We start from the raw sequence: 21,923 nt of genomic DNA on the forward strand, positions 1-21,923 counted from the left end.
TGCGGGTTTATATTACTGAATCACTATAGGATCAGTACAGGATAACTATAGGATTATTGAACACAGCAAATGAGACGTCTTACCAAGGTGCTCGCATGGGCATTTCAAACAGGGGAGGAAAAAGGCGCTGGAATGGGCGAATTTGCCGTGACCGTGCCACCCTGCCGTGAGGTCCATCCACGCTAGTTAACGGGTTTGATAGGGGGTAGTACCCTGGTATCCGCTTATGCTATACTCGTTTCATAGAATGGAGGAGCCATGATCGAAGCTATTCAACTTCCAATCCTTTTAAAGGCCATCGACTTCATTTTTGATGAAGGACGCAAGATTTTGCAGGAACGGCGCGAGCGTAGGCAAACGCCTGAAGCTACGCCAACAGATGAAAAGGTCCAGGAGAATGAGGCGAAAGAGATCGTGCCTCTCGAGCCTGAACAGGCAGTAGAGATCAAAGAGGAGTTGTCCACTGCCAAGGTGGATGAGTCGCTGTGGCAAAGCCATGAGGCCGAGGTCCAGCACCTTGTCCGCTTGCTGGAAACGTATTCTCGCAACTATCACCTTGCGAAGGAACAATATGCAAAATGGGGAAGTGCGCTCGTCCCTCCCATTATTATGCACAATATGACAGAAGCCGAAAACGCAATGATCGATACCATCAAAAAGCTTGAGGGTGTTTTGTCAAAGGTCTATAAAAAAGACATTCAAGCCACCCAATAGAATAAAGGGTACAACATGGACAAGGAAGAAATCTCTCATCTCGAGAGGCTGATCGAGCTACACAAGAGAAATCTGTATACTCTCGAGGAGATGCTGGCAAAGTTTGGTGTGGATCAGCCATTGCATCTCATCAACAGCGTCACCATGGAACGCGAGGCAATCGCCAGATACACCAAACAACTCGATGGTGTCGCATCAGAGGATAGAGAACGCGAAAAGCCAAATCTACGGGCAAGCCTTCCGAGACGCCCCTATTTTGTAGGCAGGGAGATGGAAGTCCGTACCATCCTTCAGTCTTTACATCCCAATAGCCGAACCTTTATCGTGGGGATTGAAGGACTGGGCGGGGTGGGCAAATCTGCATTGGCTATCGAGGTCAGTCATCTGTGTGTGGAGAACGATCTTTTCGAATCCGTGATCTGGATCTCGGCCAAGGAAACTGTTCTTACACTGCATGGGATCGAGCCAATCATCCCAGAAGCCAAGTCCCTTTCCGATATTCTCATCACGATCGGCACCAGCCTCGGCAGTCCCACGATCGGCAACCTGTCCATTCAGGAACAGATCAAGAAGGCTTATGGGCTTCTCGCCAAACAGTCCACGCTCCTCATTCTCGATAATTTCGAATCGCTCTCAAGGCTTGAGCAACGCGATATCCTCGACTTCCTGCGAAGGTCGCCCATCACTCTGAAGGTGATTGTCACATCGAGAGAAAGAGTCACCGAAGGACAGATCATCCGCTTGCAGGGATTGTCGTTTGAAGAAAGCAACGCCCTGCTGGAATGGGACGCACGGCAAAAGAACATCCAACTCACAAGAGATCAAAATAAATATCTGGTTGATCTGACGGGTGGGCTCCCTCTCGCACTGCTATGGGTACATGGACAGATCGCGGTGTTGGGATACTCGGTCACACAGGTGCTGGATAAGTTAAGCCTCGACGCAGATATTCCCATTCTGCAATACTGCTTCAATCACAGTTGGAATCTCCTGCAACATCACAATGAGAAAAAGTTATTGTTCATCCTCTCGTTACATCCCGAGGCAGTGTCACGAGACGCGCTCAGAGAAATCTCCGGGATCGAGGATGACGACCAATTCGAAACTGCCATCAGCGACCTTCTGCAATTAACCTTGATCGAGCATGAACCCGATAAGGATTACTTCAGCATCCTACCGCTGACACGTCGTTACATCCGCACACAGTTCTCCACCGATAGAAAATTCATCCGCCAAGCCGAGATGAAAACGGCACAATATTATGTGGATCTTCTATCCGAAAAAAGCGACTTCAAGGAATGGCGCGAATTCGACGAGTTGTTGCGAGACCGCAACAACATCCTTGGCGTGGCACAGTGGTGCTACAAGTCCATTCAAAAGAAACCCACGGGCGCCTTGACGAAGAAGACCCAGGATATCGCCGAATCCCTTGTGAAGATCGGCATCCAATTTGGGAGCGTGCTGTGGCAACGCGCCTTCTGGTATGACCGCCTGACTCTGGCACATGCATCCCTGAGCGCGGCCAATCTGCTCGCAGATTGGAAGTCCGTAAGCACATTTGCCCGCAACATCTGTTGGATCTACTTTTATCAAGGGGATTATTTGCGGGCATTGCATTGGGCAGAGGACGCACTCTCCGCGACAACCAAGACCAACGATGAGTTGCTGATCGCCGCCGCAAAACGGTCACTCGGGACCGTGGAACTGCGTCTTGGTAACTTTGACCGTTCCGAAACCCTGCTCAAGGACGTGCTCGCCACAAGTGAAAAGTTCGCCGGTGACGATTATGGGATCTACAGCAAGGGGTTTGCAGAATACGGTCTCGGCGATCTGGAATATGAGCGCGGCAATATTGAAAAATCCAAAGATTGGTATCAAAAAGCCTTGGATACCTGGCAGGACCCAGTCCGCAAAGACCCGATCCGCCACATCAGTCTCGCGTTGAACGGTTTGGGTTTTATCGCCTTGAAAGAACAACGTTTCGCTGATGCAAAACGACTTTTTAGTGAAGCGGTTCAGTCTGCTGAAGAATTTGGGAGGATCGATGAACTTGCAAAAGGACAGCTTGGTCTGGCCTCTGTCAACATTGAGACAAATGCCGATCTAAAGATCGCTTTGATCCTGATCATTGAGGCAATCGAAAGTTTCCAACAACTAGGCATGCAATATGAAATTCAAAAGGCCCAGTCGCTCCGTGAACAGATCCTGAAAAAACAACCTCAAATACTGACCCCTAGCTGAAAATGGATAATGAGCTAAAGATATTTCTACAGTCTTTCAAAGAATTGGAGAATCTGTTCCAGGCCCTTCCAATCGCTGAAACTCAGGTACAACAATTAAAAGCTTCCGTTTCAGGCATTCTAAAGAATGCCAAGAATCTGGCATTGTACGATACGATCACGCACGCCTTGAATGCGCGGGCCGGTAAATGGCTGATCCCCGATAGCCATATCAAAGGTATGGCAAAGGTCGATATTTATGATCTGCGGCAGGCCAATAAGGTCTATGGAGCCTCGGTCGTAGACAGGGAACTGCACAAGTTGGCCTATCAGTTCATGTCGATCTTTACGCTGGATACGGGGGATTTTGTCCGCAGGTCACCGGGCAGTGACGAATTCAGGATATTTTCTACAACCAAAACGCCCCAGGAAATGAAGCGCCTGTTATCGAAACTCTATGTCAAACAGGAAGTGGATTCCCTGCTCACCTGGGACTATGGCACAGGTCTCACAGAAACGGAGGCCGAAAACGAACTACAAAAACAACGAAAGACATACAGGCCGATCGTGCTTCGGCAGACTATTTTGGAAAGTCACTCTGAAATTCCCAGGCGAATCGAAGAAAATAGTAGTCGCCAAAGTTGGAATGAGTTTAACACACCATATGAAAGGCTTATAGATAAAATTCGTTTACTGAAAATGCCTGAAAGGCTCGAACAACAGGCCATTACACAAGTTCAGGTTACGAAAGATATAGTCGAAAGCATCGTAACCAAAGAGGCGCTGACGGGAGCGCTTAATGGTTTGGGAGCAAAATGGTACACCGACAATACAGCCATCAAATGTGTAGCGTTGACCGACATGCTCAATATGCACGAAGGGAATACCCGTTATGGAAGCGCCGCCATCGACCAGGATCTCAGGCGTTTTTCCAATATGCTTTCGACACGCTTTCCCAAGAGTGAAGGTTTCTTATTGTTTCGATCGGAACGAACAGGTGACGAGTTCAAGATAACATCAACGAAAGATAATGTTGCAGAGCTTGAAACCAGATTTCGCAAAGTCTGGCAAAGCGACTTGTACCGAGGTTTGCTCGCATGGAACTACGGTGTCGGAAAGAACGACAGCGAAGCACATGTTGATCTTTATAGGAACAGAGTCAAGGAAACGGAAAAAATGAACGCTTCAACCTCAAACGGCAAATCAACCTTTATCATTGTCCGCCCAGAAAGTGAAGATTACACAAAACTGTTCAGGCTCTCAGAAGAAAAGGCCCGTGTTGTGGAAGGTGACCCCATCATCGACCTGCATTTAACCATACAAGCAATTCGAAACGTCGAGGATTTCGTCACACTGAAAAAACGCATTGAAGAATACGCATCACAACTATCTCCTTTCGAGATCAAGGTTGGCAGTATCGCCCGAATGAACGTGAACAACCAAAAAGGCAGATTATGGTTGTTGGCAGAAAAAAGTCCAACCTTGGAAGGCATCTACAGCGACCTCGATAAGATCGCACGCGATATGGGATATGAAAGCTATCCATATAAAGCTCAGAATTGGTTGCCACATATCAAAATCGTGGATCTATCAGAGAACACATCCCCACAGATCAAAGACCCAACCTTTGGTGCAGGCAACGGGATCACTTTCACGGTTAATCGTTTTGAATGGACCGTGCAAAAGGGGCCCGAACATTGGGATCTGCTGGAACGCTTCGAGTTTTGTCATTGATCGCCTGACGCATCACCCATCGCCTCCTTTCTCGACCGAAAGGAGGTTTTTGTTTTCTATAAATCTGATCTGCCCCACATCTTAATTTCGATCTACGCCCTATAAAAATTGTGCTATTATCTACAGAAGCACCAAAACCAAAAGAGGAATAGGGCAAATTAAAATGGCAACTATACTGGTCGTGGACACCCGCCCGACTGACCGTCAACTTCTTGTCACACTCTTAAGTTCCTTTGGGTATCGTATGCTGGAAGCCAGCGATGGTTCTGAAGCATTGGAACTCGCACGCACCGAACTCCCCGATCTAATCATCACCGATATCGTCATGCCCAATATGGATGGCTTCACACTTGCACGCCGCCTGCGCGCAGAACCTCTTTTAGCGGGCGTGCCAGTGATCTTCCAAACTGTTCATTACCTTGAAGCGGAAGTGCGAAAACTTGCAACATCCAGCGGCATCCGACACATTCTCGGAAAACCAGCCGAACCACAAGAAGTATTGCGTGCTGTACATGAATCTCTCAAACAACCCACTGTGCCCACCAAACTTCCACAAACCGGGCAACTTCAACGGGAGCACCTGCAAATATTGGCAGACAAGCTTTACCAAAAAAATCTGGAGCTGGAAAGCGCCAACGAACGTCTCCGCAACCTTTCATTAACTGACGACCTCACCGGTCTCAACAATCGACGTGGCTTCACGGTTCTTTCTACTGGTTTGTTGAAATTCGCCCGACGATCCAGACATCCCCTTTGCTTGCTATACATTGACATGGACAGTCTAAAAAGTGTCAACAATAAATACGGTCATGCAGAGGGTGATATTGCGCTGACACACTTTGCCCGCATTCTGACAGAAACCTTCCGCGACTCTGATGTGATCGCCCGCATGGGTGGCGATGAATTTGCCGCCCTCACCATTGACTCAACAGAAAGAGGCATCTCCACCATCCAGGCACGCCTGCAAAGCAATGTAGATGCTTACAATCTTGTTTCCGTGCGAGGCTATGCCCTATCCTACAGTCTGGGCGTCATTCAAGTTGACCTCAATACAACCATTACTGTAGAAGCATTACTTTCACAGGCAGATAAAGCCATGTACGAACATAAACATAGTAAAAAGGGATAAGCCTGCGGGAAATTACTGATCCATTCCCCGCTCACGCAAAGCATCAACTAATTTTTTATACCCACCCGGCCGAAATAGATCCACACGCTGAAGATGGCGCAGAGACTCGGGCATATCGCATTGTTCTAACCTTACGGGGATGATAAAGACTTTATCAGTGGGGAAAAAGTTTGCCTTCTCAAGAGCGAGCTTGAGTTCTTCGTGGCGATAGCCTTGTTGTTTTTCGAAGCCACGCGAAAGACAGACGATGACCACATCACACTGGAGAAGGGCATTGCGGATCTCTTTCTGCCAATCCTGCCCGGGTTGAAGTCGCTCCGCATCAAGCCAAACGTTCAGCCTGTCTCTGACCAAACGTTGATACAACTTATGGACAGTGTTCCTATCACTGTGTGCGTGGATGAGAAAGATGTTCGCTTTGTGTATTGACCGCTTCATTCATTAACCAGTTCCTGATCCATGCCATAGCACAAGACCAGATAAAACCACTACGAAAGTGGAAGGGAACAGGCTGAATATTTTATTAGAACACGCGTTCTAAGTCAACGGTACTTAACTCCCCCACAAACTCTCTACGACGAGCGCAATATATCCAGCGGATTTCCTCCGCGTAGGATCATGCGTCCATGTAGAAACAGGCCGAACTGAGAAAGACCGAACCACAGGAGAAAAACAGTCAGGCTGATCGAGGCGCGGTCGATCCACACAGGGACTGAGTCGATTAAATCCGTTATTTGCACACGCCAATCTTTCACTTTAGTTTGATACTCTTCCACAGCAGTGATGAAAACTTGCAGGCTGTTACGTGTTTCGGTCAAGTCGCCACCAAGGAAATAAGATGTGTCATTGACGAAGGTTGAAGCGCGTTTGGCCACATCTTCTGCATTGGCGATCTCGGCATCAAGCGTGCTGGCCGATGCAATCAGATCTTTCAGAGCTTGATCGGGAGCACTGATATCAATAATAGAAAAAGAGCCAAGGGTTTGGAGCGCACTACGTAGACTTTCAAGAGCAGTGCGGGCACTGGTCAATCGCTCGCGGGTGGTTTTCAATTCGGGGAGCAATTTATCATCGAGTGAGCTTTGAATGCCATCGAGAAGATTCTCAGCGCTGGTGGATTGCGCGGCCAATTTTTCAAGCGCAGTTTGCGCCGTATCTACAAAACGCAGAGCGCGCTCAAGCTCTGCACGCGTGGACTCGAGCGTCGTCTCGGCCTGTGCGAGTTCGTTATCAACCATATTTAACTGGGAGACCGTTTCGCGGGTTAATGGTTCGTTATAGATCCATGCCGCACCGATGCCCACCACACTGGCAAGAAGAAATATCGAACTCAGAACGATCAAAGTCCATGCGAGAATTTTTCGAGCCATGCTAACCTCTTTCACTTGCATAACGAACTAGAAAACCTTCTTAAGAAACTTGAATCTCTGTAGCTTGTTCACGAAATTATACATGCACAACCAAACATTCACGCTATAATTCAAATACCGACAATCAGCTCCACCTAAAGGAGATTCTCATGCTCGTGATCATCAGCGACCTGCATCTTGGTGACGGAACGACCGCCGAGTCGATTCCTGCCAGTGCATTCTATTTATTCGCCAAACGCCTGCGGCAGGATGCCCATTTTGCGTCCATGCACTTTGGAAAATATCGCCCAATCGAGGAATTGGACATCATCCTGATGGGAGATATTATTGATCCACTTCACTCAACGAAGTGGCTGTTCCCTCCCAAGGGACAGGAAAAATACGTTGAGGTCAACGGGCAGAAGCACATCAAGATCACGGAAGAGGGCGAGGCAAACTACGTCCGCCCATGGAGCGACCCATCACATCCGTTGTTTGCACCCAAATTACTTGAAGTTACACGCTCCATTTTTGAGTACAACAAAGGCGCATTGGAAGTGATGCGAAAACTCGCCAGCGGTGAATTCATCGAGTTTGACCCCACCGATGAAATGGGACTTCGCAAAGCAAATGGCGGAAAAAGGATTCCGCTTAAGGTCCGCTTTCATTACATGGTTGGCAACCACGATTGGTATTACCACCTCAAAGGTGATGCCTTCGATCAGATCCGTCAAGAGATCATCACAGCCTTGGGGTTGAGCAACCCGCCTACTCCCTTCCCCTTTGACCTGCGCAAGATCAACCCCGATTCGCCCTGGGAGCAGGATGAAGCCCCTGCCATCGAAAAACTTTTTAGAGATTACCAAGTCTTTTGTCGTCATGGTGATTACTACGATTCTTTCAACTTTGATTCTGAACGCGGACGTGATATGGCCACTCTTGGCGATGCCTTCACCATGGAAGTCTGCAACCGCTATCCCGAAGAGTTGAGGCGTATCCCCGATCTCAATGCAAAGATCATTACCAACCTGCAACACATCACCAATGTCCGCCCGTCGTTGGCTACACCTTTGTGGATTTCGGGCCAAATCCAACGGCTTTCCGAAGAAAACATTTTACAGAACGTCAGCGAAAGAGATCTCAAAAATATCTGGGACGGTCTTTCTGATAAGTTCCTCAATCTGCACTTTGTAAGAAGCAAAGATCGCCCGTACCAGATCGATATCGTAGATAAAATGCAGGCCGCCATCAAGATCTCGAAATTGATCTCGCTCGAAACGCTTGACAACTTGATCTACAGAATACAACGAAGAAGGATCTTCGGCGGCGATAATTCCTTCGCGGAGAACGCCCTCAGGGAACCTGCTTTTCTCGATGACACCGCACGGTACATCGTCTACGGCCACACGCATCATCAGGAAACCATCCCTCTCGACTACGACGACCGTGGCGGTAACCAGATCTACTTCAACTCCGGCACATGGCACACCTACTTTGATCTGGCCCGCAAGAACCCTAAAGAAAAAAAGTTCGTACCCTACAAATCACTGAGTTACATCACATTTTATAAAGATAACGAACATGATGACCGCAAATTCGAAACATGGACTGGAGCATACGCCTGACATCCTCATCATCGGCGGCGGCCCCAGCGGACTCTCCACTGCCCTGCATTTACAACGGATCGCTCCGCATCTTACGCCCCGCATCCTGATTCTTGAAAAAGAACAGTATCCACGCTTCAAACTTTGCGCTGGCGGTCTCACCGTCGACGCCGAATCCATCATCGAACAACTGGATCTCAACTTAAACGAAGTACCTCACGTTCTGGCAGATGATGTCCATCTCGATTTCGAGGCACGCGGACTCAACGTCCGCATGCCAAAACGACACGCACTACGCATCATCCGCCGCGATGAATTTGACAATTGGCTGGCAGATAAAGCAAAAAGTAGAGGGATCGAAATCAAAGAAGGGGTAACAGTAAAGAACGTTGTTCCACAAACTGACAAAGTGATCGTGGAAACCGATCAAGGAACCATCTACGCCCAGATCGTCGTCGGCGCGGATGGCTCAAACGGCGTCACAAGGCGCTGTATTTTCCCGAAAGAACCCGTTTACACAGCGAGGGTACTGGAGGTTTTAACTCACCCCCACCGCCCTGCGGGCACCTCCCCCATCCCGCAAATGCGGGATGGGGGAGGACGGGAGGGGGTCGCCTTCTTCGAATTTTCTCCCGTTCCCTATAACATTGCGGGCTACATCTGGGATTTCCCTACACAGGTCAAGGGCGAGCCTATGCGTTGTTGGGGCATTTACGACACAAATCTTCTAGCTGATGGGAAACGTCCGCAACTCAAGGAACCGCTGGCAAATGAGATGCAACGCTTTGGCCTTGATTTAGACGATTACGAGATCAAAGGACATCCCATCCGCTGGTTCAGCCCAGAGAATGAGATGTCTGTGCCGAGGGTTTTGTTGGTGGGTGATGCCGTTGGCGCTGACCCGATCTTTGGCGAGGGAATCAGCATCGCATTGGGGTATGGCAAGTTGGCGGCGCAAGAAATCAGTGAGGCGATTCAGCGTGACGAAGTATCTTTTCGCCGATTCAAGCGTCGGGTAGTAAGAAGCGCTTTAGGTCAGGCATTAGTCGCACGCTGGCTGATCACGTATATCATCTATCCTATGAAGTGGCGCTGGTTCCAGATCCTGTTATGGAGAGTGATGAAACCTGTCGTCTTGCTTGTCGCATGGATGTTTGTGTTGAATTGGGGAAGGCGGTTAAGGTAAATTTACCAAGCCTTTGCCTGTTGTTAACTCAACTATATTTTGTACTTAATGTCGCTTGTTTACAATCAAGAATTAAAAGTAGTGAAACCATATATTGGGTTCATACGTAGACTAAAGTAATAAAAGAGGCATGCAATTACTTACCTTTTTTCTTAAAAGGTTACAAACTAATTGCGCACTCAGGATAAGCCGCTATACTAAAAAAATATTATGGGATTTGCAGACGTTCATATTCACACTATTTATAGTTATGACGCAACCACGACCGTGCGAGGGGTTCTCAAGCAGGCGTCGAGTGTTGGGTTGAATGTCGTCGCGATTACAGACCACGATGATATTCGCGGTGCATTTGACGCGCGTGAGTTGGCTTCGCAATATAACGTGGATGTGATCCCTGGTGTGGAAGTCAGCACACACGATGGTCATTTGCTGGCACTGTTCGTGGAGAAGGTTCCGAAAAAGGGACGATCACTCGAGGAAACTTTGAAGGTCATCGGTGACCTCGGCGGCATTGCTGTGGCTCCGCATCCGTTCAATCAACTGCCTGCCAGTTTGAGTATGGACAATGTGGTCAGCATCCTGACGAAGCCTCATGTTAAAGACGTATTGAGAGGCATCGAGGTCTACAACATGACCACCCAGCCCTTCGACGAGCGCGTGCAACGTCTTTCTGCGTACCTGCCATTCGCGAAAACAGCTGGGAGCGATGCACACGTTTACTGGGCCATTGGCACGGGCAAAACCGAATTCAAAGGCACCACTGCCAAAGAACTCAGGAGTGCACTCGAAAAGGGCACAACCATTCCTCATCCTTATCAAGAGGAAGACCTGATGAGGAAATATATCTTCAATTGGATCAGGCGCATCACGATGCGGCGTTTGGGAGGCTACGTCACTGATGTGGCGGCCACGAACGAGATCAGCACGCAACGGCTGGACTTGAAGTTCACAAGAAAACAGCGAGAGAAACTGAAACAAAAAAAGAGTAGTGCCAAATAATCAGCACTACTCTTTTATTTTCTTCAAAAAGCCCGGGGTATTCAACTCACGTTCCAACAAATAAGTGAAATATCCCTGCATCAGGACTTCCGCCTCTTTCTGGACCTCGGGGCTGGGCCGTGCACGAGAGGCATCTGCGTAGCTCGATCTTTGAAAATGGCGCAGGTACTTGAGCATATCCAGTGAGATGTTCTTTAGGTTGGGAAGTCCATGTCCACATCTTGGACAAATGGCTCCACCCGCGCTAAACGAGAAGAATTGATCTTCGGCTTTGATCTCACGTCCACAATTGGCGCATTCGAAAAGTTGCGGACGAAAGCCAAGATGGTCGAGCAGACGAATCTCATAGTAACGGATGGCCAGCCACGGGTCAGAGCCTGAAGCGAGGCGGGAGAGAGTCTCTGTCAGCAGACGGAAGATAGCTCCATTCTCGGTCTCATCTTCGTAGGTGAAACGATCCAGCAACTCCATCACATACGCGGCTTGGCTCGTGAGAACAAGGTCATCGCGTAGGGACAAATATGCATCCACGGTATCAGCTTGTGTGACGATCAAGGTGTCGCGTCCCTTTGCCAGCTGTAAGCGGACATGTGTGAACGGTTCGACATGCCCGGCCTTGCGTGAGGCGATCTTGCGTGCACCTTTCGCGATGGCGCGCGCCTTCCCGAGTTGACGCGTGTACAGGGTCAACAATCGGTCGGCTTCGCCATAGTCACTATGGCGGAGCACAACGGCATCCACACGAAAAGAACGGAATTTGTTTTCAGGCATGGGGTTCTTCTGTAGGGGCGAGGTCTTCTCGCCCTAGTGGGCAGGGAGACCCTGCCCCTACTTTAACTTCTCCGGCGTGAACGCACCCGGTAAAAGTTCGCTAACTGTTGTTTCCAGGGTAATCTTCCCTGTTCCATCCGCTAGAACGACAATGGTATCAAGGCCGAACTCCGCCATCACTTGGCGGCATCCACCACAGGGCGAACCACCGTTGTTCGTAACTACAGTGATAACTTCAAATTCTTTTTCGCCTTCGGAAACGGCTTTGAAGATGGCGACCCGCTCGGCGCACATGGTTTGTGGGTACGCGGCGTTCTCCACGTTGACGCCGGTAAAGATGCGTCCCGTTTTGGTGCGGAGCGCCGAACCGACTGGATAATTCGAATATGGAACGTAGGCACGTTGACGAGCTGTGTTCGCAAGGTCAACGAGGTCCTGTTTTTCCTGTTTGGTAAGGGTCATGGTTACCGCCTGTCATTGCTTCGGGCTGTCGCCCTCGCAATGACGCTAGTTTTTATTCTTTCTTTCCAACTTTTTGATCGCACGAGCGGGCATACCAACTACAAGCGTATCGTCAGGGACGTTCTTGGTCACGATCGCACCTGCACCGGTGCGAGCACCATCTCCCAAGGTCAACGGGGCCACCAACATAGTGTCCGAACCGATGAACACATCTTCGCCAATGATGGTGGGATGTTTCTTCTCGCCGTCGTAATTGCATGTGATCGTGCCTGCACCGATATTCGTGTTCGCGCCAATGTCCGCGTTGCCGATGTAGGAGAAGTGCCCCATCTTTACACCTTCATGAAGAACCGAATCTTTCACTTCACCGAAGTTCCCCATGTGGACGTGACTCTTCAAGTGCGCACCCTTCCGTAGTCGCGCAAACGGCCCCATATCCACATCATCTTCCAGTATCGCCCCTTCCAGCACAGAGGCGAGTATCTTGCATCCGTTTCCAATGGTCGTATCGCGGATGATCGAGTTCGGTCCGATCACATTCCCTTCGCCGATAACAGTATTGCCGTGAATGTATGTATTTGGCAGGATTGTTGTATCTTTTCCGATGACTACACTTGTTTCTATATAAGTCGAGGCAGGGTCGGTCATACTTACGCCGTTCAACATGTGTTCGCGATTGATACGCATCCGCATGGCGGCTTCTGCTTCGCTGAGATGTACACGTGTGTTGATACCGATGGTTTCGACAAAGTCATCATGCACAACCGCTTGAACAGGCAGACCGTCTTTCACGGCGATCTCGACCACATCTGTTAGATAATACTCGCCCTTTTTGGGATTCTTTTCAATGCGTTTCAACGCATCCCACAACCATGCGGCGTTGAAACAATACGCACCGACGTTCAACTCTTTAATCAGTTGTTGTTCCGGTGTGGCAACGTATTCCTCGACAATGGCTTCCACTGTCCCATCCACTTTTCGGACGATGCGCCCAAAGCCACGAGGGTCATCTGCTCGGACGGTGAGCAGGCTAAAAGGTCCAGAATTGAGGCGTTGGGTCTCCACGAGGCGCTTGAATGTTTCACCACGCAACAACGGCATGTCGGCATATGTTACGATGACCATGTCCGTTTTGCCTTTGAGCAGAGACTCAGCCTGCATGGCCGCATGTCCCGTGCCGAGTTGCGGTTCTTGTAAAACGGTCTCTGCGGAATCAGCGAGGTACTTCGTCACTTCCTCCGCGCCATGGCCAACAACGACAACGGGTTTCTCGGTGGTCACTTGCTTCAACGCTGTGAGCACGTGCCACAACATAGATTTGCCACATAAGGGATGTAAAACCTTGGGGAGGTTGGATTTCATGCGGGTGCCCTGACCCGCGGCCAATAAAACTGCAGTGACTTTCATATCATCTCCTGCCCCCACCCTGCCTCCCCATTTTCCTATGGAAAATGCGGGAGGTGTCACGAAGTGACGGAGGGGGAAATATAAAACAGGCTTCCGTGGTGCGAAGCCTGTTTTAGAAAAGAAGCCCCGCATTTGCGGGAAATTGGCAGGGGCGCCTGGATTCGAACCAAGATCCACAGCTCCAAAGGCTGGTGTGCTGCCCTTGCACCACGCCCCTGTACGGCCGCTATTGTATCATAAGAAATTATTTCTTCTTCAAGGAACCCGTAGGTCGTAATGAGCCTGTCGTCTTGAGGGGTGCTTCGCCCGGCTTCAAGCCTAATTTTTGCGCATCAGCAAATGTGATCACATCTGGGTTGATCGGAAGGTTGCCTGTTTTCTCGACCGCGTTATCCCAGAAGGCGTCCAAGTCTGTAATGGTCTTCTGTTCGCTCGCGGCGGCAAACAATGCATCGACATCCACTTCCGGTTCAGGCTCGGGCACTTCTTCAATAAATGATTGGATAGGCATGGACTCGCCCGCTTCACCCTCAGAGACACCTGATTCAGCGGCATCGGGCATGGTCGTCACCCCAAGCGACTTCAATACATTCTCCACATCGCCACGCACGAACAACATACCTTCCACCGTTTGCATAATGCGATCTGAGTTGGCAAGACCTTTACCAGCCAACAATAAAGCATGTGAACTATCTACAGGGATCAGAAGCAGATCATGATCGCCACCACGGAAGACGTGATAGTTCTCCATATGTTCCTGACGAATAATACGAGAAACCTTGAACGCGGCGGAATAAATTCCCATTAATGCCGCAAGCAGTGAAACTTCCATACTGCTATCGTACAAGTCACCGGCACGCGCAAGGACACGTCCACGATCATTGATGAGGAAAACCGCATCTGCCTTGATCTTCTGTCGGAAACCACCCAACAACTCAGAAAGCGATTGGCGTTGTACTTCAGCATCTTTGCTGGTTTCCATCGGGAAGATCGTACGCACCAATCCAAGAGAGCGTTCCACGGCATCCAGGAAATCAGCCAGCGGAATGGGCTTATCAAATATGGCCACAGCACCAGCGCTCAGCATTTCATCGCGCGCCTTACGTTCCGTCATACCGGAGATGAAGATCACCTTCATATCCGGGTTGCGTACCTTGATCTTGCGCATCAATTCAACACCTGAAATGCCCGGCAGAAGATAATCTGCCACAAGCAAATCTACCTTGCGGCGAGAGGCTTCAAGTAAAGCTTCTTCACCCGAGGGTGCATCGACAATATCCAGTGTGTGCCCCAACGTTTGCAACGTGGAATGGAGCAGGCGGACAATGTCGCGTTGATCGTCAACAAGGAGTACGCAAGGAGCGGTCATATATGGCCTATCTTATCACTTTTTACTCTGCCAACCAGCAAGCAACCCAGTGTTCCGGGTTAGCTTCCTTGAACACAGGCTCCTCCTGCGAACACTTCTCTATTGCCACCGGGCAACGGGGATGAAAGCGACACCCTTTCGGAGGATTCAAAGGGCTGGGTACATCACCTTTCAAAATGACGCGCTGTCTCTTGAGGCGCGGGTTCGGAACAGGGATGGCAGACATCAAAGCCTTGGTGTATGGATGTAAAGGATTACGGAAAAGTTCCTCGCGTGTGGTCAACTCAACCATTTTGCCAAGATACATCACTGCTACGCGGTCTGACACATGTTCGACTACAGAGAGATTATGTGCAATGAACAAATACGTGAGGCCGAACTCTCCCTGCAGGTCTTTTAGGATATTCAACACCTGTGACTGGATGGATACATCCAACGCAGAGACCGGTTCATCACAAACGATAAAGCTGGGGCGCAAAGCCAATGCACGAGCAATGCCGATGCGTTGACGTTGACCACCGGAGAATTCATGTGGATAGCGGCGGGCATGATAATCTTCAAGGCCCACCTTCTTCATCGTCTCGATCATGATGTCCACACGTTCTTTCGGCGTGCCCACTTTGTGAATGTGCAACCCTTCCATAATGGATTCGCCAATCGGCACGCGCGGGTCGAGAGATGCATACGGATCCTGGAAGATGATCTGCATTTCGCGACGGGCCAACTTCAACTCGGAAGGACTCATGGAGAAGATGTTGTTTCCACGGAAGGTTGCCGTCCCTGATGTTGGTTCGATCAAGCGGAGCATGGTACGCCCTACTGTCGTTTTGCCACAACCAGATTCCCCTACCAAGCCAAGCGTCTCGCCTTTGCGTACGACAAAAGACACATCGTCCAATGCCTTGACCTGATTAACCACACGTTGAAGCAGGCCAGCACGCACCGGGAAATACTTGACCAGATTTTTTACTTCAACGAGAACATCCCCTTTATTGTTATTTTCCATTCGCATGCTCCAATGAGGGGATAACTAATTGACCTTTAACGGAGGAGTATGTCCCTCCGCATCTTGATACAACCAACAACGCACTTTGTGTGCGGTCTTTACTTCTGTGAGTTCCGGCTTCTGTTCGGTGCAGATGGTCAGGGCATGTTTCAAACGTGCCTGACAACGCGGTGCGAACCGACATCCGGGCGGGAGGTTGACGAGATTAGGCACAGAACCGGGGATCACATCCAGTCGTTCTTTGATCTCACCAAGAATGGGAATGGAACCGATCAGCCCCTGTGTGTAGGGATGCATTGGTTCATCAAAGAGTGAATTGACATCGGTCTGTTCGACGATCTCGCCTGCATACATCACCGCAACACGCTCAGCCATCTCAGCCACCACACCCAGATCGTGTGTAATGAGAATGACGGAGGTGTTCATTTCCTTGCGCATATCGCGCATCAGATCAAGGATCTGTGCTTGAATGGTCACATCGAGGGCGGTGGTGGGTTCATCTGCGATCAAAAGTTCAGGGACACATGCCAAAGCCATGGCAATCATCACACGCTGTGCCATACCACCGGAAAGCTCATGCGGATATGCTTCCACGCGGCGTTCGGGATCGGGCACGCCAACCATTTTGAGCAGGTTGATAGCACGTTGCCAGCCAGCTTCACGGCCAAGCCCTTGATGGACGTCCAATACTTCGGCCAATTGTTCGCCCACTTTGAAAACCGGGTTCAGTGCAGTTTGTGGTTGCTGGAAGATCATGGAGATACGATTGCCACGCACCTTGATCATTTCATCTTCAGGGAATTTCAACAGGTCTTCGCCATCGAGAAGGATCTCACCTGCATCTACCCGACCGGGCTTTGAGATGAGGCGCATGATCGAAAGGGACGTGACACTTTTGCCACACCCAGATTCGCCGACGATCCCCAACACTTCTCCGGGATACACTTCAAAGTCCACACCATCTACAGCACGGACTACACCTTCTTCGGTGTAGAAGTATGTTTTAAGACCTTTGACTTCTAACAAGGGTTTATCGTTACTGGTCAATTCAAATGCTCCATGTTCGTTAGTGAACGCATTATAGCAAAGTTTTTACGAAGGGCACCGCCTCCCGCTTTCGGGGAGGCGATGTTGCTCGAAACAGAATCAGGCGTCGGGTTGACAGGAAGCGTGCATGTTACTGGCAGGTGCTTCCGTAGTCGAATAATTCCAAGTCCGCCAGAGCGTATTGTGAGGAAGCATCCAAATCGAATCCACAAAAGCCGGTGCGGGCCGCTGCAATTCGGAGACGCATATAAAGCGGAATCGACGGGATCTCGGATGCAAAGATGGATTGCGCTTGTTGATGCGATGTGTACTCAGGCTCGTTCGGCAGAACCTGGAGCGCCTGCGTACATGCGGCGTCAAACTCGGGATTGGAGAAGCCGCTGACGTTGACGCCAACCCAATTGTTGGAGGCTTTGGGCGTCTGCGCGGTGGTGAACCAACTGCATTGCGGTTCTGTCGTGGTGACGCTGATGGCGTACTCGGCAAGATCAAATTGGCGGCCAAAGAGAGGACCGGCCGGGCCTTGTGCGTAAAGATCAGAAGCCGTGAGATAGACCGGGTTCAAGCCAATTCCACATTCTGCCAATGACTGCGTGAAGATCTCAACCACCTGCCTGCGTTGTGTGGCAGAGGTTGTAATGTAGTTCAACACGAGAGGTACGCCGCTGGGAACTTTTGAAACGCCAAGCGATTGACGTGGTGTGGACGGGTTGTTATCGTGATCGATCCAACCGACTTGTTCAAGGATCTGGTTGCCGGAGGCGGGGTCGAATGCATAGATTTGGATATTGCCGTTGTGCAATGGATGATCGAGAGGTAGATAATCATCAGGCACTTTGGAAAGACCGAAGAGAACTGTATCCACCACTTTCTGGCGGTCAAGACAGTAGGCAACAGCCTTACGTGTGCGTGCATCGCCGAAAATATCGGGGCGATCGGCATTGAAACCAGTGGAGTTGTATCCATCATCATATGAGGCAGGGACGATACCCAAGCCGAGCCATTCCATGGTGTTGGTTTGGGCTGTGATCAAACTGGCTTGCCCATCCTTCTGCATTTGTTGCAACAAAGAAACCTGCCCATCGAGGTTGATGGAAGGATCAAGCACATCACAAGTCCCATCTACGAGGGCGGTCATGGCTGTATTCGCGTCGGGCATGAAGAGATAGGTCAACTCATCGAATTTGGGAAGTCCGCTATCGGCGCGGAAGTAATTCAGGTTCTTGACAAGGTGAATTTTTTCACCGGGCTTCCAGTCGTCAATGATATATGGCCCCCATCCGAGCGGAGCACGTGAGGAGACGTCCACTGTGAGAAGGTCAGTTGAGGAGAATTGTTCCCATGCATGTTGCGGCAAGGGTGCCCAGAAATTAGTGTAGTAATCAGCGTCAATGAAACCGGGAATACCCCACCATTGAACGGTCACATTGTCGGCGGCGGCTTCATAGATCTGCGTGCGGTCTGTCAGATATTTGCTGGTCGGTGTGTTTTCGTCTGATGCAAGTTGGAATGAATAGACCGAGTCTTTCGCAGTCAACGGTTCGCCGTCAGACCAGGTGAGTCCTTCAAGCATTACAAAGGTAACGGTCATCTGATCCATTTGAAGACTGCTCGAACCATCATAGGTAACAGCACAGCTATCATTGCGACAAGTGCTGGGGCGCACACGAGTCCCTGCGGCGAGCGACACAACTGCGCCAGTTGCATCCACAACAAAGTCACCGGCTTTCACGGTCACCGGGTTGACTTGCGCATCGCCATCCGCAAGATTGGGTATTTTTTCGAGAATGACCGGCTGATATTCATAGCCCGCCACATCGATCGGCCCATCATACACAGCTGAAAGAACACTACGACCGGCTGAATTCAACCCGCCATACAGATACAACGTAGACGGCTCGGCACCAAGACAAACTGTCAGTGAACGGGGAGCAGGCGTCGCTGTAGGAAGAGGCGTGGGCGCCTTGGTAGGCACATCCACCACGGCAGGGGTCTCCGTGGCCTGCAAACTACACGCCGAAAGGATCAGAACGAACAATATCAACGAACAAACAATTCGAATCTTCATAAAGCCTCCCTCTAGATTGTAGCCTTATTTTGGATTTTTTTGAGGACGAGGAACACAAGAAACAGGATGGACACACCACCAATCCCCAACAGCCATATATCTCCCCCGCCTCTTTTCTGGACCTGAGTTTGATGAGGCGTTACAGGCATGATCTTCACTTCAGCCGCATTTGCTTCGTTCAATACAACATCACCTTTCCATAATCCGCTTTCGCGCAAAATAAAAGCCGTCACTTGCCAGGATTCGTCTTCTGTCAAACTGCCGGGTTTCCAAAACGGCATCGCCACACGAATATAGGCATTCAGTTGTGCCGCGCTGGGAAACTTGCTAATAGACTCGAAACCGATCACAGCCGGAATAGCCGTGGGGATAGTGAAACCATCTTCATAGGGTCGCTTGCCGTGGCATCCACTCTTCCAACAGTTCTGGTCTTCTGCCGGGTAGACCGCGCGAAACTCATCGGTCAACCCTTGTCCCTTATCGCCATGACAGGGCAGGCACGATAGCCAATACACCTGTGCGCCAATATCCGCCTGCGAGGGAGATGCAGGCAATGTCGGTTTGATGAGTCGATCGGGGGTGGCCATGGCAGGCTGAGACGAGGGAGGAGCCGCTGTTCCCATATCGAAGACTAGCCCTGCCAAAAGCAGGGCTAGTCCAACAGGTATCAATACAAAACTAAAAAGCGATCTGGCGCGCACAGACCTACGATTTGCCACGCATACGCGGATCGAGCACATCGCGAAGCGCATCACCAACAAGGTTGAAGCCCATCACATACAACACGAGGGCCAGACCCGGCCAGACGATGATGTACCAATAGGTGCTGAGGCTGGTGATCCAGTTGCGAGCGAAGGAAAGCACTTGTCCCCAATCGGCATACCCTACATCTGTGCCGATACCGAGGAACGATAGCGCCGCAAACGATAGCACCACGTCACCCACTGCAAGTGAAGCCAGCACGAGGGTTGGGAAGATCGCGTTCGGTATGATGTGACGGAAGAGGATACGGCTATCTTTCACGCCGATCACACGGGCCGCCATTACATAGTCGCGTTCCTTGATGGAAAGGATATCGCCGCGAATGATGCGGGCGTATCCCATCCACCCGAACGCTATCAAGGCAATGACAGCTGGATACAAACTCTTTCCTATCCTAGGTGTGAGAATGGTGGCCAGGATCAAGGCCGCAAGGATGAATGGTAAGGTGAGGAAAATATCCACGATACGCATGATGATATTATCCACGGCACCGCCATAATAGGCTGAGACGGAGCCGATGATAATACCGATCAGGAAAGTGGTAATGGTAACGATCAAGCCGGTGCGGAAAGCCGTACGTGTGCCCCATATAACCCCGTAGAACACATCATACTGGCCTTGGGATGTTCCCATGATATGCACCCATTTCTCGGTCCCCATGACTGTCTTCCACCAGAATGGCAGAGGCGGGGCTTTAGTCTTCCATGGAGAACCCATCGGCTGTGGTTCCGATTTGAACCCGTCACGAGGAATCTTGTAAGGGTCGTTAGGGTTGACAGGAGGGGCGATCAACGGAGCGGCAAGAGCGATCAATATAAAGAACGTGATCAGGATAAAGCCCGCGATCGAAGCCGGTGTCTTAAGTAAACCTCTGACGATACGATAGTTTTCGGGGCCAAGAAAGCGTTCCAAACGACCGATCTCGCGTACAGCTACTGTCTCGCGCAAGAGATTATTATCGCCAGTGGGGGCGGTAGTTTCTGACATGATAAAGCTCCTTTATTACGAAAGGCGAACGCGTGGGTCTACCACTGCGTACAAAACATCAACGACCAGGTTGGCAACAATTAAGATAAAGCCGTTGAAGAGGGCGAAACCCAAAGTTGTAACCACATCCAACCGCGCGGCAGCTTCAGCCGCGGCCTGCCCGATGCCCGGATAGTTGAAGACGGTCTCGGTAATGACCACACCGCCCAACAGGCCAACCACTGTAAAGCCAGCCAATGTGACAACCGAGATCATGGCATTAGGTTGGGCATGCTTGAAAATGACATCCCGCTCTGGCAAGCCCTTGGCACGCGCCGTTGTGACATATTCCATACGCAACGTTTCGAGCATTGAGGAGCGCGTTACACGCAGGAAGGTTGCCCAACTAATGTAGGAAAGCGTCAAGATCGGCATGAACATATGGCGAAGGGCATCGATAAAGATATCGAAACGTCCGTTGAGCAAGGCATCAATGGTTAATAACGATGTATAGCTGTGGAACTCTTCGCTTCGTACGATTACATTTGCCCAGTCCGATATCTTCCCAGGTGGGAACCATTGCAAGTTCACGTAAAAGAACATCAACATCAACAGGCCAAATACAAAGGTCGGGAAGGATGTTCCAACAATACTAAAGACACGAGCCGCCTGATCGATAATGCTATTCTGATGAACAGCGGCTTGTACCCCCAGCCAGATCCCTACCAGGATCACTGGACCAACAGCCCAGAGAGTCAAATCCAGCGTATTGGGGAAGCGATGACTGATCAAATCTGAAACTGGCTGTGATGTGGTACGAGAATAGCCAAAGTCTCCATACAGAATGCCGCCTGTTCTTTTTCCAGTGGCGGAATCCACAGTGCCGGTCAACCAAAGCCAATATTGTTCGTACAAGGGGCGGTCAAGTTTGTATTTCTTGATAATCCCTTCGATCTGTTTGTCGTTCTTTGGCACATCACGAACATATAAAGCAGAACGTTCGATTGGGCTCAACACTTGCAACATGGCGAAGATCAAAACTGTTACCCCGAACAACAATAAGGGAACCAATAACAAACGCCTTATGATATACGTAAGCATTATTTCACCTCAAAGGTTTTGTCTTGCGGG

At 50.1% G+C, this 21,923-nt stretch carries 19 protein-coding genes and 1 tRNA gene; 7 read left to right on the top strand and 13 right to left on the bottom strand.

What is annotated here, in order from left to right:
• Nucleotides 1-258: 258 nt before the first annotated feature.
• The 4 genes from IPP66_01990 (at nt 259) to IPP66_02005 (ending at nt 5,796) form a co-directional block, all read left to right on the top strand.
• Nucleotides 259-714, top strand: a complete 456-nt coding sequence (locus IPP66_01990; protein ID MBK9924038.1) for a hypothetical protein — start codon at nt 259-261, stop codon at nt 712-714.
• A 15-nt stretch (nt 715-729) separates the two neighbouring features.
• Nucleotides 730-2,955 carry a tetratricopeptide repeat protein gene (locus IPP66_01995; protein ID MBK9924039.1) on the top strand — a complete coding sequence of 742 codons (2,226 nt, stop codon included), beginning with the start codon at nt 730-732 and terminating at the stop codon, nt 2,953-2,955.
• A gap of 2 nt (nt 2,956-2,957) precedes the next feature.
• Nucleotides 2,958-4,667: a hypothetical protein gene (locus IPP66_02000; protein ID MBK9924040.1), complete on the top strand. Its 1,710-nt coding sequence runs from the start codon at nt 2,958-2,960 to the stop codon at nt 4,665-4,667.
• Nucleotides 4,668-4,830: 163 nt separating this feature from the next.
• Nucleotides 4,831-5,796, top strand: a complete 966-nt coding sequence (locus IPP66_02005; GenBank protein ID MBK9924041.1) for a diguanylate cyclase — start codon at nt 4,831-4,833, stop codon at nt 5,794-5,796.
• Nucleotides 5,797-5,808: 12 nt separating this feature from the next.
• Here IPP66_02005 and IPP66_02010 read toward each other — a convergent pair whose 3' ends face one another.
• Together IPP66_02010 and IPP66_02015 are read right to left on the bottom strand one after the other, a co-directional pair.
• On the bottom strand, nt 5,809-6,234 hold the full coding sequence (locus IPP66_02010) for a toll/interleukin-1 receptor domain-containing protein (GenBank protein ID MBK9924042.1): 426 nt from the start codon (nt 6,232-6,234) through the stop codon (nt 5,809-5,811).
• A 134-nt stretch (nt 6,235-6,368) separates the two neighbouring features.
• Complete coding sequence (locus IPP66_02015) at nt 6,369-7,166, bottom strand: hypothetical protein (GenBank protein MBK9924043.1); 798 nt, start codon at nt 7,164-7,166, stop codon at nt 6,369-6,371.
• A 149-nt stretch (nt 7,167-7,315) separates the two neighbouring features.
• Between IPP66_02015 and IPP66_02020 the strand changes: the two genes are divergently transcribed.
• The 3 genes from IPP66_02020 (at nt 7,316) to IPP66_02030 (ending at nt 10,934) form a co-directional block, all read left to right on the top strand.
• Nucleotides 7,316-8,770 carry a hypothetical protein gene (locus IPP66_02020; GenBank protein ID MBK9924044.1) on the top strand — a complete coding sequence of 485 codons (1,455 nt, stop codon included), beginning with the start codon at nt 7,316-7,318 and terminating at the stop codon, nt 8,768-8,770.
• A complete protein-coding gene (locus IPP66_02025; protein ID MBK9924045.1) occupies nt 8,727-9,935 on the top strand; it encodes an NAD(P)/FAD-dependent oxidoreductase in 1,209 nt (402 codons plus the stop codon). The genes IPP66_02020 and IPP66_02025 overlap by 44 nt, the downstream gene beginning before the upstream one ends.
• A gap of 210 nt (nt 9,936-10,145) precedes the next feature.
• Nucleotides 10,146-10,934, top strand: coding sequence for a PHP domain-containing protein (locus tag IPP66_02030; GenBank protein ID MBK9924046.1), 789 nt, complete (start codon nt 10,146-10,148; stop codon nt 10,932-10,934).
• Nucleotides 10,935-10,940: 6 nt separating this feature from the next.
• On the opposite strand, the gene recO is transcribed toward IPP66_02030, so the two are convergent.
• The 11 genes from recO to IPP66_02085 all read right to left on the bottom strand — a co-directional run bounded on the left by recO (nt 10,941) and on the right by IPP66_02085 (nt 21,893).
• Nucleotides 10,941-11,705 carry a DNA repair protein RecO gene (gene recO / locus IPP66_02035; protein ID MBK9924047.1) on the bottom strand — a complete coding sequence of 255 codons (765 nt, stop codon included), beginning with the start codon at nt 11,703-11,705 and terminating at the stop codon, nt 10,941-10,943.
• Nucleotides 11,706-11,762: 57 nt separating this feature from the next.
• Complete coding sequence (cdd, locus tag IPP66_02040) at nt 11,763-12,167, bottom strand: cytidine deaminase (GenBank protein ID MBK9924048.1); 405 nt, start codon at nt 12,165-12,167, stop codon at nt 11,763-11,765.
• A gap of 45 nt (nt 12,168-12,212) precedes the next feature.
• Nucleotides 12,213-13,574 carry a bifunctional UDP-N-acetylglucosamine diphosphorylase/glucosamine-1-phosphate N-acetyltransferase GlmU gene (gene glmU / locus IPP66_02045; protein ID MBK9924049.1) on the bottom strand — a complete coding sequence of 454 codons (1,362 nt, stop codon included), beginning with the start codon at nt 13,572-13,574 and terminating at the stop codon, nt 12,213-12,215.
• Between the two features lie 143 nt (nt 13,575-13,717).
• A tRNA-Gln gene (locus tag IPP66_02050) sits at nt 13,718-13,791 on the bottom strand.
• A gap of 27 nt (nt 13,792-13,818) precedes the next feature.
• Nucleotides 13,819-14,943 (bottom strand): response regulator, encoded by a 1,125-nt coding sequence (locus IPP66_02055; protein MBK9924050.1) that lies wholly within the window; start codon nt 14,941-14,943, stop codon nt 13,819-13,821.
• A gap of 22 nt (nt 14,944-14,965) precedes the next feature.
• A complete protein-coding gene (locus IPP66_02060; protein ID MBK9924051.1) occupies nt 14,966-15,949 on the bottom strand; it encodes a dipeptide ABC transporter ATP-binding protein in 984 nt (327 codons plus the stop codon).
• A gap of 24 nt (nt 15,950-15,973) precedes the next feature.
• Nucleotides 15,974-16,996 (bottom strand): ABC transporter ATP-binding protein, encoded by a 1,023-nt coding sequence (locus IPP66_02065; GenBank protein MBK9924052.1) that lies wholly within the window; start codon nt 16,994-16,996, stop codon nt 15,974-15,976.
• 130 nt (nt 16,997-17,126) lie between these two features.
• Nucleotides 17,127-19,064 (bottom strand): hypothetical protein, encoded by a 1,938-nt coding sequence (locus IPP66_02070; protein MBK9924053.1) that lies wholly within the window; start codon nt 19,062-19,064, stop codon nt 17,127-17,129.
• An 11-nt stretch (nt 19,065-19,075) separates the two neighbouring features.
• On the bottom strand, nt 19,076-19,783 hold the full coding sequence (locus IPP66_02075; protein ID MBK9924054.1) for a hypothetical protein: 708 nt from the start codon (nt 19,781-19,783) through the stop codon (nt 19,076-19,078).
• Nucleotides 19,770-20,813, bottom strand: coding sequence for an ABC transporter permease (locus IPP66_02080; GenBank protein ID MBK9924055.1), 1,044 nt, complete (start codon nt 20,811-20,813; stop codon nt 19,770-19,772). Before IPP66_02080 ends, IPP66_02075 begins: the two co-directional genes overlap by 14 nt.
• A 15-nt stretch (nt 20,814-20,828) precedes the next feature.
• Nucleotides 20,829-21,893, bottom strand: coding sequence for an ABC transporter permease (locus IPP66_02085; GenBank protein ID MBK9924056.1), 1,065 nt, complete (start codon nt 21,891-21,893; stop codon nt 20,829-20,831).
• Nucleotides 21,894-21,923: the final 30 nt, after the last annotated feature.

Source organism: Candidatus Defluviilinea proxima, from assembly GCA_016721115.1.
Classification (GTDB): domain Bacteria; phylum Chloroflexota; class Anaerolineae; order Anaerolineales; family Villigracilaceae; genus Defluviilinea; species Defluviilinea proxima.